This is a genomic window from Fibrobacter intestinalis (assembly GCF_900167415.1).
In the GTDB taxonomy this organism is placed as follows: Bacteria; Fibrobacterota; Fibrobacteria; order Fibrobacterales; family Fibrobacteraceae; genus Hallerella; species Hallerella intestinalis.
Genome location: NZ_FUWU01000010.1, coordinates 58213 through 71933, shown reverse-complemented (window position 1 = coordinate 71933; position 13721 = coordinate 58213). Strand labels below are relative to the sequence as shown.

Genomic DNA, 13721 nt, shown 5'->3' with positions numbered 1-13721 from the left:
CTTCATCACGGAAACATTTATATATTTGAAGGCGTTGATCCCCTCGGAGGAAAAGGAGGAACTCAAAATGGACTTCATCAAGACATCCGAAGCCTACGGCTACGAGACCATCGCCGAAGCCGAAGAGAAGGCACTCGCCGCCAAATACGAAGAAGGGCGTAGTGAAGGATGTGAAGAGGGAATCGGCATTGGTTTGGAAAGAGGTGATTTAAATGCCCGATGGCGCATTGCAAAAAAGCTTAAGCTCGCAGGCTCCCCTCTAAGTTTTATCGCAGAAGTTTCTGACCTTTCTAAAGAAGAAATCCAAAATTTGTAACTCATATTTTTAGGACTTAAGCCTCGCTTTATGCGGGGCTTTTTCGCAAGGATAGCCACGTTACATTCGCTCCTCGCAATAACGAAACTTTCCCGCCAACAACTGATAACTAATAACAGCCCACTTTGCTCGCAGATAAAATTTCCCCATAAAAGCCTTGTTGGGAAAAATTTTTTTTGAAAATATACAAAAAAGGTCTTGACTCGGTTGTTACTACCGGGAGTAAATTTGAAGTATCGAATTGGAAATATCCAAATGGAGAAAAGGATGAACATGATGAAATGGATGCTGACTTCGGCAATGGTGATGTCTGGAATTTCGGCGGGAACGGCGTGTACGCTTCCCAAAGAAAATTGTGCAAATCCTAAAGTGGAGAAGGCGTTTTTGGATAAGGTTTCTAACCCTTGGGGATTAGTGTATGAAGGCACTTTGAAGAAAAATGAAAAGGGAAAAGTGAATATTCATCCGGTGACATACGTGTTGCGGGGAATTGAAGTGGCTGCCAATGTTTATACGCCTGCAAATTACGATGGGAAATCCGGCAAGAAATATCCGGCGATTGTGGTGGCGCACCCCAATGGCGGCGTGAAGGAACAGGTGGCAGGGCTGATGGCGCAAAGCCTTGCAGAGGCGGGATTTATCGCGGTGACAGCGGATGCTTCTTATCAGGGGGCGAGCGGCGGAATGCCCCGTGGAACGGACATCCCCGAGAATCGGATAAACGATATTCGGGGAATGGTGGATTACATTTCTCAGTTTGCCGGAGTAGATTCTTCGAAAATTGGCGCACTGGGAATTTGCGGTGGCGGCGGTTACACTTTGGGCGCAGCCCAGAGCGATAAGCGCATTAAAGCGGTGGCGACTCTCAGCATGTTCAATTCGGGCAGAGTTCGCCGGAATGGTTTCCAAGATGCCGATATAAAATCGGTGGCGGAACGGTTGGCAAAAGCGGCGAAGGCTCGGGAGAAAAGGGCTGCGGGCGGTGAAGTGGTTTACATTGGCGATATGAGCGGCATGAGCGATGAAGCGGCGGCGAAACTTCCCTTCGCCCTTTATCGGGATGGATTTGTGTATTATCAGCGGACTCACGCTCACCCCAATTCCACTTTCCGATATACCGAAGAAAGCTTGATGTGCTTGATGATGTGGGACGTGGAAGACCGCATGGATTTGATTACGCAACCACTTTTGATGATTTGTGGAAGCACGGCGGACACTCGCTACATGACAGATGATGCTTTTGCCAAAGCGACGGGAACGAAGGATAAGGAATTGTTCCTGGTGGAAGGCGCGCAGCATATTGAAACCTACCACATTCAAAAATATGTGGATCAGGAAATGGCAAAGCTGTCTGCATTTTTCAAGGCAAAACTCTAGTTTTGAGAAGGTTTCCTATGAAAAGAATTTTTTGGAATTTAATGGTTATTTGTTTTTGTGTTTTTTGTTCCAGCGCTTGGGCAGCAGAAAAAATGTCTCTGGCGAATGATAAAATCCATTCTGTTGAAGAGCTTTCCATGACGCCCGGGGAAAAAGTGGATGCGAACCGATTTTTGGGAAATGTTTATTTGAAACCTATGATTCGAGAGGGCGAAGGGCTAGAATTTCCGGCGACGAATTTGGTTACTTTTGAACCGAAAGCCCGTTCGGCATGGCACCGTCACGGAGGAATGATTCTTTTGGTAACGGACGGCGTGGGCTATTATCAAGAAAAGGGAAAGCCTGCGCAAATTTTACGCCGGGGAGATGTGAAGGGGTTGAACACTGGCATGACGCAACAAAGGACAGCTGGTTTTCGCAAATGGTGGTTTACGATTCCCGCTGGAAAGGAACTCACGGTGGCGATGCTCCTGAATTTGTTTCGGATGAAGAATATTTCCATTTGCAGGAAGAAGAATGGACAGGTCGCCCCAAAAAGAAATTTGGAAACCAGATGTTTGGCCGTGCGGAAAAAAGCGTCAAGCTGCCGACATTTACGGGAAACGCTTTTGTGAACGACATTTTGGATTTTCCCAATTCGGCGAAAGCGCCGAATCTTCATTACGTTGTCTTTGAACCGGGCGTTATCAACAATTGGCATGTTCACGAAGGTGGACAAATTTTGATTGCGACGGCTGGCGTAGGCTTTCACCAGATGGAAGGCGAAGAGGTTCAGGTTTTGCGTCCCGGCGACGTGGCGATTTGCCCACCCGGAAAGAAGCATTGGCATGGTGGTAGCCGTTCTTCCCGATTTGCCCACATTGCGGCGAACGTTCTGTTGGAAAAAAATGGCGTGCAATGGTTGGATCCGGTTTTGGACAAAGTGCGGGAATCTGCTGAAAATCGAACTTTGAAACCGAAATCAGAGAGAAAGTGAATTTATGCGTGTCGCGTTAGGGATGGAAGTGGCGAAGCCATTCGGACACGGGCGAGATGGATTTATTCTTTGCGGTAAAAGCCCGTGGCTGAACGGACGGCGAGGGAAACGGGCCGATAACGCGACAGCCCGACCCGGAGCGAATGCGACGGGGAACGCCCAAAAAATCAAAAAGGAGATGATGATGATGAAAAAGACAAAATTCTTTTTTTCCTTGTTGGGAATTTTATTGCTGATGGGAATCGGTTGTGCGGAAGATTCCAAAAGTTCGCCCAGCGGATTGGCACCGGAAAGTCCGTTGTCTGTAGGAAATGCAAAGTCCAAATCTTTGGTGGTGTATTTCAGTTGGGGCGGAACGACGAAGCGACTTGCAGAAATGATTTCGGAAAGGACGGGGGCGGATTTGTTTCGGATTGAGCCGGCGGAAGCGTATCCCGAATCTTACACGCCTTGCACGGAAGTGGCGAAGGTGGAATTGGAACAGGGAATTTATCGGGGATTGAAAGCGCCGCTGCCTTCCATGGAAAATTATGATACGATTTTTGTGGGAACTCCGGTCTGGTGGCATACGGCGGCCATGATTGTGCAAGGTGCCATTAAGGATGTGGATTTTTCGGGAAAGACGGTGAGTCCATTTTGCACTTATGCAGCAACTTATCGGGACGAAACGCTCTCGAAAATCGTGGAGCTGACGTCTGGAGCGACGCATCTTGAAGGCTATGGGACGACCAGCCCGAATGAAGATGATGTGCGGGAATGGTTAAATTCACTTGGAATTTCAAAAAATCCATAGAAAATTTATATGGAGAAAAAAATGAAAAAATCTTTGACGTTTTTGGCGACGGCTTTGGCATTTTTGGCGTTTTTGTCAGCCTGCGATTCGTCTTCAAATGACGGCGTTATTTCTATTGCAAAGCAGGGCGTTTTTTCTTCGGGCGGAAGCGTGACGACTCCTGTTCCGGGAAAGTATGACGAAACAAAGAACTGGCTGGATGCGGCGCGTCCGGGAAATACGGCGCACGTGGATCATGCGAATACGTTCTTCCAGATTCCGGCGGAGGAAAAGGGCTTGCCCGTTGTGTTCTTGCACGGCTACGGTCAAAGTCGCATAGGCTGGCAGACAACTCCTGACGGACGCGAGGGGCGACGACGGAATGTCCTACAAGCCGGGCGACCAGGCGTGGTATACGCACTTTAGAATCGGGCGCGTTGCCCCCGACCGCTACGACGGCTCGCAGTTCCCCGCAGGCGACGAGGCGCAGAACCAGTTCTTCCGCCAGATGACAGTGAACACCGGAAACTTTGACGTGTTTTTGTTTGGACAGAGTCTCGGCGCAGTTCTCGCAGACGTAAAAAAGATGACCGGCAAAAAGGCAGTCTACATCACGCATTCACAGGGCGGAAGAGTCGGCTGGCAGACACCCGTTGAGAACATCGCGGCAATTGTCGCCGTTGAGCCGGGCGGAACTCCGGCGGTTGGCTCGGCGGAATACAAACGGCTGCTCGAAGCGGGCGTTCCCGTCCTCGTCATCATGGGTGATTACATCGACAACGGACCTGCCGACATTCAATCCACGGCGTTTTGGAAAAATGTTCGAGACGGAGCGGTTGCGTTTGCCGCGCAATATACGGCTGATGGCGGCAAAGCGGAAGTTTACGACCTTCCAAAAATGGGAATCACCGGCAACAGCCATTTTTTGTTTCAAGAAATGAACAACAAGGAAATTACGGTGCTTGTGGAACAGTGGATTGCAAAGAATGTGAAGTAGGAACACATAACGAGAGACGCAGATAATGAAAACACGGATTTTAGGAAAAGACTTGCAGGTTTCTACGGTGGGATTCGGCTGTATGGGAATCTCGTACGCATACGGCGAGCCGATGGAAAAATCGGACGCGGTTGCACTGCTGCGAAGCGCGGCGGAAAGCGGCTGCACGTTTTTCGACACGGCGGAATGTTACGTCGGCGAAGGCTCGAACAACGAGGAAATTGTCGGCGAGGTGCTTGCGCCGTTCCGCGGCAAAGTGCAGATTGCGACAAAGTTCGGCGTTCGGCACGAGGGAACTTCACTTTTGTGCGACAGCAGGGCGGAAACAATCCGTGCGTCGGTGGAAGGGAGTTTGCGCCGGCTCAACGTCGAGTGCCTTGACTTGTATTACCAGCACCGCATTGACCCAAAAATTCCTGCCGAAGAAGTCGCCTCCGTCATGGCTGCGCTTATCAAGGAAGAAAAAATCGCGCACTGGGGCATTTCCGAAGCGAACGAAGAATATCTGTGGAAGGCTCATGCGGTCTGCCCGGTGACGGCTGTTCAAAACAGATACTCGATGATGTTCCGCGAATACGAAACGCTGTTCCCTGTCCTTGAAAAACTGAACGTAGGCTTTGTGGCGTTCAGCCCGCTTGCTAACGGATTTTTGTCGGCACAATATACGGGCGAAACGAAGTTCGATAGCAGCGCGGATTACCGAGGAGCGATGCCGCAGTTTCAAAAAGACGCATTCAAGCAAAACGAAGAATTGACGGCACTTTTGAAGAAAACGGCGGCGGAAAAACACGCGACAACGGCGCAGATTGCGCTTGCTTGGATGATTGGAAAAAAGCCGTATATCGTTCCGATTCCGGGGACAACGAAGCCTGAACGCATGAAAGAAAACGCGCACTCGGCGGAAATCCGGCTGACCGAAAAAGAGATTCAAAACATAGACGCGGCCCTCGGCTCGATGAAAATGTCCGGCGTGTTCGGTGGACACACGTGCCTCGAAAAATAATGCCGGAATTTTTATCTTCAATCGTGTCCAAAAATGGATGGGAAATTGAAATTTATAAAATGATGAAATAATCTATTTTGATTTTAAAATTCATCAGAAAGGAGTTGAAAATGAAAATAGTTCCTTATGAATCGAAATACAAAAATGATTTTATCAAAATGAATCTCGCTTGGATTTCAGCGATGTTTAAAATAGAAAGCGAAGATGAAAGAGAATTGAACCGCATTGATTCTTATATGCAAAAAGGCGGCCAGATATTTTTTGCGCTGAATGATGATGAAAAAATTATGGCTTGCTGTATGATTGCGCCGAGAGAAGATGGCGATTGGGAAATTATGAAATTTGCTACAAAAGAACAATTTGCCGGGAAAGGCGCAGGAAGTGCGTGTTTCAAAGCGTGTATGGATTTCGCAAAAGCAAAAAACATTGAAAAAATACTTATTGTCACAAATCACAAATGCGTGGAGGCGATTCATATTTATAGAAAATTCGGATTTCAGGAAATTCCGTTGGACAGATAAAAGTTCGTCTTTGAAAGAGCGGACATGGTTTTTGAAAAAACGCTGTAGTTATATTTAGAATCAGAGATGATTCTATAAAAGATCCTTTTGCATTGCGCAATAGGATTTTCTATGAAAAATGAGGATTTGTATGTCAGATTGGAATTCTTTACAATACTTGAAATTTAAAAAGCAACGGACGCAACCGGCTACGGATTTGCTCATGCGATTAAAACATTCCTCGCCACGCACGATTGTGGATGTGGGATGTGGACCGGGAAACAGTACTTTGGAAATCGCGAACTGTTTCCCAGAAGCAAAAATCGTCGGAATCGATTCTTCTGCGAACATGATTGAAACGGCGAAAGGGGAATATCCGCAGCTGGATTTTAAACAGCAGGATGTTTTAGAATTGGAGGGAACTTTCGACTTGATTTTTTCCAACGCTTGTCTTCAGTGGGTCGCCAATCACCGGGAGTTGATTCCGTTTTTAATGAGCAAGCTAAACAATAAAGGTGTTCTGGCTGTCCAAATTCCCATGAATGGCGAAGAGCCATTATTTCAGATAATTAAGGAAGTAGCGAATGAATCGAAATGGGGTTTGCGCAACGTAAAACTTCAGCCGAACGAAACCCTTTCTCCACAGGAATATTTTGATATTCTTGCCGGATGTTCTTCATCCTTCGATATTTGGGAAATAAAATACTATCACAATCTTCCCAATCACCAGGCTTTAGTGGACTGGATCAAGGGAACGCGAATCCGGCCTTATCTTGATTGTCTTGCTGACCATCAAAGAATCCCTTTTGAAAATGAAATTCTTGAGCGGGCGAAGCGCCTTTATCCGGTACAAAAAAACGGAGAAGTTCTTCTCGGTTTTCGCCGATTTTTCTTTACGGCGGTGAGGTAAAGGATGATTATCAATACAGGAGGAAGAACGGATACCGTCCAGTATTATACCGATTGGTTGCTCTACCGATTTTCGGAAGGCTTCGTCCTTTCCCGCAACCCGCTTTTTCCAAACAAAGTAACTCGTTATGAATTGACGCCGGATGCGGTAGATTGCGTTGTCTTTTGCTCCAAAAATTATACGCCTATTTTATCGCGGTTACATGAAATTACGGAGCGTTTTCACACCTATTTTCATTATACGATTACCGCTTATGGAAAAGATATTGAACCCGGCGTTCCTAGCATAGACGAAAGCATAGAAACTCTGATCAAGCTTTCAGCATTGGTCGGAAAACAGCGCGTCGCTTGGAGATATGATCCCGTTCTTCTGACGAAGAAATATACCATTCAATGCCATTTGGAAACTTTTGAACGTATGGCAGAAAAACTTTCGCCTTATATCGACCGGTGCATTTTCAGTTTTGTGGAAGTGTACAAAAAGTTGGAAAGCAATATGCCGGAGTTGATACCTCTTTCCATACAGGATATGGATGCATTGGCGCGGGGATTCGGGGCGGTTGCGGAAAAGCTTGGAATTTATATGCAAACCTGCGGATCAAACGGTGATTTTTCACGATATCATATTCATCCTTCTGGCTGCATGACTCTTGATATTTTGGGAAATGCCAATGGAATCCGGTTCAAGAATTTAAAACATAAAGGCTTGAGGAAGGGGTGCCACTGTATTGAAAGTCGGGATATCGGAGCCTATGATACTTGTATGAATGGTTGCAAATACTGTTATGCTAATAAGACTCCGCGGAAGGCATTTGAAAATTATAAATACCACGACAAAAATTCTCCTCTATTGCTAGGCAATATTATGCCGGATGACGTCATCTTGCAAGGTTCTCAAAAATCGTTCTTAAAGGAAAAATAAAAGTGAACCGGATGGCTTGTATTTTAGCGTCTCTCTGTTTTTTGAACGGCGTTTCGGGATGCGGCTGGGCGAAAGGAGATGAGACTATGTCGGTAGAAGAAAATGTGGAGTTTTATACAGTAAAAACGAAGATTATGGATGTCGCTTCCGATTCCGTTTTTGGCAGTTGGGGACGGTTGATTTTTCCTGTCGATAGCGGTTATTACAGCGGAATGAGGCTGGGAAATTTGCGACTTGCTTGGTATAGTCATATCGATTCGGAAATGACCGTGGAAATTTGCAATTACTTGAAAAATCAGACGCTTCAGGGAAATCGGGTGTTTTATGATATTTACATGGAAGAAGAAAAAGCAGCGGATCCGGCAAAAGCAAATACCGGAATTTTTTTTCTTCAAAGGAAATGAAGACGCGCCTTTTGCTGTGTGCAATGCGGGGGGGCGGATTTGCTTATGTGGGAGCCATGCACGACAGTTTTCCCCATGCGTTGACTCTTTCAAAAAAGGATGGAATGCCTTTGCTTTAATATATCGTCCTGGAGCGCAGACCGCTTGCGAAGATTTGGCGCGTGCACTCACATTCATCTTTGAACATGCAAAAGAATTGGGCGTTTCAACGATTGATTATTCGCTGTGGGGCGGAAGTGCCGGCGGACGGATGGCGGCTTACCTCGGCACTTATGGTGCGGCGGCGTTCGGCGTAGAAAATATCCCAAAGCCGGCGGCGGTCATTATGCAGTATACGGGGCATTCTGAATATTCGAAAATGGATCCGCCTACATACGCTTGTGTTGGAGAGATGGATGGGATTGTAAATTGGAAAATCATGCAATCTCGATTAGAAGGGATGAGCCGTCTTGGTATTGCGACGGAGTTTCACCATTATCCCGGTCTTCCTCACGGATTCGGGCTTGGGCGCGGAACAGTTGCAGAAGGCTGGATTGACGAAGCGATAGCGTTTTGGGAAAAGCAAATGAAATAGATGGAATTTGCCAGCAAGCTCTAATGAAAAAAATGCAATAGTATAGGAACCAATATCGTTGTAAAAACGCCGGTAACGCCGATGGCTAGTGAACTCATGGCTCCTTGGACTTCTCCCATTTCAATGGCTTTGGCGGTTCCAATCGCATGAGCAGCAGTTCCTATGGCGATTCCTTGCGCCACGGGATTTTTGATTTTCAAAATTCGACATACGACAGGAGCTACAACCCCTCCGGTAATTCCGGTGATTACAATGGATGCGATGGTGATTGCAGGAACGGCTCCGATTTGTTTAGAAAGTTCGATGCCCATAGGAATGGTGATGGATTTTGGCAGTAGAGAAAGTTGCAATAAGTGTTCTAAGCAAAAAAGTTTTGCACATAAAACGACGATGATAAAAGAGGTCAGCGAACCCGCGATAATGCCGATTAAAATAGGGAGTAAATTTTTCTTGAGATTGTTGATCTGCTTATAAAGAGGAATAGCGAGTACGGCTGTCGCCGGAGCTAAAAAAATAGAGATGTAATCGCCTCCAATGTTATATGTTTCTAGGCTGATTCCTGAAATCAAAAGAAACCCGATGATTAAAATGCTGGCGATGAGCATAGGATTGCAAATGGCTAATTTAAATCGGCGGCTGAAATAGACGCCGGTTTCATAAGCAATCATAGTGAGAACGGCTCCAAAGAAAGGCGTTTCTAAAACTTCATTCATGGTGTTTTCTCTTTTCTGAAAAAGCGACAAGTATATCGGTGACTTTTCCGGATACGGCAAGTGTGATAATTGTAGCGAGAATACACAAAAAAACGAGAATCAATATCTGGCCTTTTAAAATGTCGTACACGGCTAGAATGCCAACGGCGGGTGGCAAAAAGAAAAAGGGAAGTCGCTTCAAAAAGAAATCCGAAATTTCTGCGATTTGCTCCACTTTGACTATTTTTGTACAAAGTAACAAAAAGAGGATGAGCATCGCTAAGATGTTGCCGGGGAGAGGGACGCCGCAGACTCGATGTAGAAAATCGCCGATAAAGCACACGGCAAAAATTAACGCTAACTGAAGTAAAAGTCGCATGGTGAGCGCAAAATTAGAAATTATAATGAAATAGGGATTTCCAAAAGAAAATGACAAGGCTATTTTGCAAATGCTTTTCACAACGAAATTTCAATTTTTTAATTTTGCAAACATGAATATATTTGAAAAACTCGGTCAAGTTTTACCTTCTGTAGAGAGCCCGGCTCGTTATATGGGTGGAGAAGCAAATAGTGTTGTAAAGGATCCGTCTTCGCTTTTGGCGAGAATGGCTTTTGTCTTTCCGGACTTGTATGAAATAGGTCTTTCTAATAATGGCTTGCGCGTTTTGTATCATGTAGTCAATCGAGAACCCGATTTGTTGATGGAAGTGGCTTTCGCCCCTTGGGATGATATGGCGGAGCAGATGCGCAAACAGGGTATTCCTTTATACACCCATGCAACGTGGACTCCTGTACGTGATTTTGATATGGTTGGGATTACGTTGCAGACGGAATTGAATTTTACAAATGTACCTTATGTGTTGGAATTGGCGGGCATTCCTGCGTTTGCTAAAGATAGGAATGAAGAAGATCCTATTGTCATTGGCGGCGGCCCGGCAATGGCTAATCCGGAACCCGTTGCCGATTTTTTTGATGCTTTCAATATCGGGGATGGAGAAGAACTGTTGCCTCATGTTTTGCGAACAGTCGGGGAATGCGAAAAAAAAGGAATGTCTCGCGTGGAAATTCTGGAAGAGATTTCCAAAATAGACGGCGTGTATGTTCCGGCTTTTCGTCCAGTGGTTTCTGGTGAATTTGGAATGCTTGTTCCTGCAGAGCCGGCGACAGGTTCGTATGAACACACAAAAGGCGTTCGTCGGATTTTCATTCCCGAATTGAAAAAGGAAGATTATCCCATTCGGAATTTGATTGCGAATATGCGGTTGATTCACAATCGATTCAGCGTCGAAGTGATGCGGGGTTGTACTCAGGGCTGTCGCTTTTGCCAAGCGGGAATTTGGTATAGGCCTTGTCGGGAATTACCGCCTGATGACGTGATGGATCTGGCAAAGGAAGGTCTGAAGGCTACGGGAGAAAATGAACTCGGTCTGCTCAGCCTTTCGACGGCGGATTATAAACCTATCGAAGCTTTGACGGATTCCATTATTGATGACGCTTTTTTTGATAATGTGGACGTCTCGCTTCCCAGTATCCGAGTGAGCAGTTTTGGACAAACTTTAGCAGAAAAAGTGGCCGCGCTGAAGGGAGGACGTAGCGGAACTTTTGCTCCAGAAACCGGTTCGGAACGATTGCGCAAAATGATAAATAAAACAATTTCTGATGAGGATATGTATAACGCCGCCGAACACGCATTTTCTTCGGGGTTCAATAAAATTAAGTTGTACACAATGGTGGGGTTTCCAACGGAAAATGATGAAGATATGGAAGCGTTTTGCCAGTTGATTGAAAATCTGGTTAAAATAGGACGAAAATATCTGAAAGGGGCGCAGATTTCTGTCAGTATGGGAATTTTGATCCCTAAAGCGTTTACGGCGCTTCAATGGGCGGGATTTATGGACAAGGATTTGGCGTTGTCGCATATCCAGTTTGTTCGCCGACGTTTTTACAAAAATCCGAATGTAAAAGTGACTTGGGCGGATTGGGATACTTCTCGATTGGAAGCCTTTTACAGCCGCGGCGATCGCACTTTGGGAAAAATGATTTATGAAGCATACAAGCGGGGAATGATTTTTGAAAGCGATAATCGTCGAATTCATCCCAAAGATTGGGAAAAAATCTGGAATGATTTTGGCTATGATGAAAAATGGATTTATGAAACTCGTCAAAAAGAGAGCGTGTTTCCTTGGGATTTTATGCACGTTGGCGTCACCAAATCCTACCTTTGGAATGAATATCAGAAAGGCTTCAATCCAGAGGTCTTTCAGAATGCGAAACCCGTTCCGAATTGTAAATGGGGAGAATGCCAGCATTGCGGCATTCCAGGCAATGGAAAAGAGGTTCGTCTTGCAGAGAATCCCGAAAAATACAAGGCGCCAAGCCGGACGCCGGAAGAAATCCGAAAACTGGTTGCGGAAAGACGCCCTGTTTATGACGAACGATATACGTATAAATTAACATTCCAAAAAACGGGATTAAGCCGATTTTTACCTCACCAAAACATGTTGAGCGCTTTTGTTCGCTCGTTTGGAATAGCCGGGATTCCTTTGCGTTATAGCGAAGGTTTCAGCCCTAAACCACGTCTGGTCAATATGGGCGCTCTTCCGCTAGGATTGGAAACCGTTTGTGAAATTTTAGGTATAGAAACTCTTGTTCCCTTAAATCTTTCGAGCGAAAAGGACAAGTTGATAGAAAAGCTTAACGCTCCGTTCCCAAGAGGAATGAAAATTTTAAATATAGAACCTCTTTCGTATAAATTATCTTCGCGTTTTCCGAGTTCAATTGCGTATTCGTATATGCCAGAACATATTCCCGAAGGTTTATTGGAAAAATTTAAAGAAAAACAATTGCCGGTTGTGCGGAATCATCGGGGGCAAGAAATCAATTTGAATGAACATATTTTGGATCTCAAAACGGATTGTGGAAAAATATGGATTCGGGTTCGTTGTAATGATCAAGGTGGAACGGCAAGTCCGTATCCGTTGTTCGGAGGATTGATGGGGGTTGTAAATGCGGATTCTGCCGCCTCTTTGGACGACCTTTCTCGACGTTTTTTGATTCGAAAAGAATCTATGTATTGGAATAACAATTAAAAAGGATTTACAATGAAAATATCCAACTCGATTCATTATGTCGGCGTGAATGATCATCAAATTGATTTATTTGAAGGTCTTTTTAATGTTCCCAACGGAATGTCTTACAATTCCTATGTGATATTCGATGAAAAAATTGCTGTGATGGACAGTGTCGGAGAAAATTTTGGAGAGGAATGGTTGGACAATATTGAATCCGCCGTTGGGAATCGAACTCCGGATTATTTAATTGTACAGCACATGGAAATGGACCATTCGGCGAATATTCAAAAGTTTATTTCTAAATATCCGAATGTAAAAATCGTAGCGTCAAAGATGGCTTTTGGAATGCTGAACTCTTTATTTGGCGACTCTCTTGGAAAAATTTCAGAAAAGCAAATCGTCGTTTCCGATGGAGAATCTTTGGAATTGGGCGAACATATCCTGCATTTTGTTTCAGCGCCTAATGTGCATTGGCCCGAAGTGATTTTTACTTACGAGAGCTCTGAAAAGATTTTATTTAGTGCGGACGCTTTCGGCAAATTCGGTGCTTTGGATTATGAAGATCCTGAAGGTTGGGCTTGTGAAGCGCGCCGTTACTATTTTGGAATTGTTGGTAAATTCGGAACCAGTGTGCAGGCCGTTTTGAAAAAATTGGAAGGCTTGCAAATTGAAAAAATTTGCCCGTTGCATGGCCCCGTTTTGGATTCAGATATTGAAAGTTATTTGCAAAAATACCAGATTTGGTCGAGCTATGCTGTAGAATCAGAAGGTGTTTTTATCGCTTATACTTCGGTTTATGGCAATACGAAAAAAGCCGTAGAAAAGTTGGCGGAGATATTGAAGGAGAAGGGTTGTGCCAAAGTTGTTGTGGCGGATCTTGCTCGTGAAGATATATATGAATGCGTCGAGGATGCGTTTCGTTATGGCAAATTGGTTTTGGCGACGACGACGTACAATGCGGGAGTGTTTCCGACGATGCGAGAATTTATAGAGCATCTGGTCGCTAGAAATTATCAAAAACGAAAAATCGCTTTTGTGGAAAATGGAACTTGGGCACCGACTGCGAATAAAGCGATGGAAAGGCTTTTTGAAAATTCGCAGGAGATTACATTTGTTAAAAGTAAAGTGAGCATTAAAGTCGCTATGACTGCGGCAAATGTCGAACAGATGCATGCTCTTGCGGATGAATTGTTGGCTTGATTTGCTTT

At 45.1% G+C, this 13721-nt stretch carries 13 protein-coding genes and 2 pseudogenes; 13 read left to right on the top strand and 2 right to left on the bottom strand.

The window, feature by feature from the left end:
- From B5D40_RS04335 to B5D40_RS16460, 11 genes and pseudogenes are all read left to right on the top strand, one after another.
- Positions 1 to 316: pseudogene (locus B5D40_RS04335) on the top strand (hypothetical protein); the annotation flags it as partial.
- A 276-nt stretch (positions 317 to 592) separates the two neighbouring features.
- Positions 593 to 1693 carry an alpha/beta hydrolase gene (locus B5D40_RS04330; RefSeq protein ID WP_078775921.1) on the top strand — a complete coding sequence of 367 codons (1101 nt, stop codon included), beginning with the start codon at positions 593 to 595 and terminating at the stop codon, positions 1691 to 1693.
- A gap of 421 nt (positions 1694 to 2114) precedes the next feature.
- Positions 2115 to 2669, top strand: a complete 555-nt coding sequence (locus B5D40_RS15225) for a cupin domain-containing protein (RefSeq protein WP_095849558.1) — start codon at positions 2115 to 2117, stop codon at positions 2667 to 2669.
- 4 nt (positions 2670 to 2673) lie between these two features.
- On the top strand, positions 2674 to 3462 hold the full coding sequence (locus B5D40_RS04320; protein WP_095849557.1) for a flavodoxin: 789 nt from the start codon (positions 2674 to 2676) through the stop codon (positions 3460 to 3462).
- Between the two features lie 21 nt (positions 3463 to 3483).
- Positions 3484 to 3867: an alpha/beta hydrolase family protein gene (locus tag B5D40_RS15890; protein WP_198951042.1), complete on the top strand. Its 384-nt coding sequence runs from the start codon at positions 3484 to 3486 to the stop codon at positions 3865 to 3867.
- Positions 3824 to 4438 carry an alpha/beta hydrolase family protein gene (locus B5D40_RS15885; protein WP_198951041.1) on the top strand — a complete coding sequence of 205 codons (615 nt, stop codon included), beginning with the start codon at positions 3824 to 3826 and terminating at the stop codon, positions 4436 to 4438. The genes B5D40_RS15890 and B5D40_RS15885 overlap by 44 nt, the downstream gene beginning before the upstream one ends.
- Positions 4439 to 4463: 25 nt before the next feature.
- Positions 4464 to 5441, top strand: coding sequence for an aldo/keto reductase (locus B5D40_RS04310; RefSeq protein WP_078775912.1), 978 nt, complete (start codon positions 4464 to 4466; stop codon positions 5439 to 5441).
- 110 nt (positions 5442 to 5551) lie between these two features.
- Positions 5552 to 5962 (top strand): GNAT family N-acetyltransferase, encoded by a 411-nt coding sequence (locus B5D40_RS04305; RefSeq protein ID WP_078775919.1) that lies wholly within the window; start codon positions 5552 to 5554, stop codon positions 5960 to 5962.
- A gap of 130 nt (positions 5963 to 6092) precedes the next feature.
- Positions 6093 to 6851, top strand: a complete 759-nt coding sequence (locus tag B5D40_RS04300; protein WP_158222141.1) for a methyltransferase domain-containing protein — start codon at positions 6093 to 6095, stop codon at positions 6849 to 6851.
- Between the two features lie 3 nt (positions 6852 to 6854).
- The gene (locus B5D40_RS04295; protein ID WP_078775910.1) at positions 6855 to 7772 is read left to right on the top strand and encodes a DUF1848 domain-containing protein; all 918 of its coding nucleotides are present in this window, start codon (positions 6855 to 6857) and stop codon (positions 7770 to 7772) included.
- An 86-nt stretch (positions 7773 to 7858) separates the two neighbouring features.
- Positions 7859 to 8750 (top strand): annotated as a pseudogene (locus tag B5D40_RS16460) (alpha/beta hydrolase).
- A gap of 20 nt (positions 8751 to 8770) precedes the next feature.
- On the opposite strand, the gene B5D40_RS04285 reads toward B5D40_RS16460, so the two are convergent.
- Positions 8771 to 9463, bottom strand: coding sequence for an LrgB family protein (locus B5D40_RS04285; protein WP_078775909.1), 693 nt, complete (start codon positions 9461 to 9463; stop codon positions 8771 to 8773).
- The gene (locus B5D40_RS04280; RefSeq protein WP_078775908.1) at positions 9456 to 9821 is read right to left on the bottom strand and encodes a CidA/LrgA family protein; all 366 of its coding nucleotides are present in this window, start codon (positions 9819 to 9821) and stop codon (positions 9456 to 9458) included. The genes B5D40_RS04285 and B5D40_RS04280 overlap by 8 nt, the downstream gene beginning before the upstream one ends.
- A gap of 112 nt (positions 9822 to 9933) precedes the next feature.
- On the opposite strand from B5D40_RS04280, the gene B5D40_RS04275 reads away from it, so the two are divergent.
- Positions 9934 to 12531: a TIGR03960 family B12-binding radical SAM protein gene (locus B5D40_RS04275; protein ID WP_078775918.1), complete on the top strand. Its 2598-nt coding sequence runs from the start codon at positions 9934 to 9936 to the stop codon at positions 12529 to 12531.
- A gap of 12 nt (positions 12532 to 12543) precedes the next feature.
- Positions 12544 to 13713 carry an FprA family A-type flavoprotein gene (locus B5D40_RS04270; protein WP_078775907.1) on the top strand — a complete coding sequence of 390 codons (1170 nt, stop codon included), beginning with the start codon at positions 12544 to 12546 and terminating at the stop codon, positions 13711 to 13713.
- The last annotated feature ends 8 nt before the right edge of the window (positions 13714 to 13721 follow it).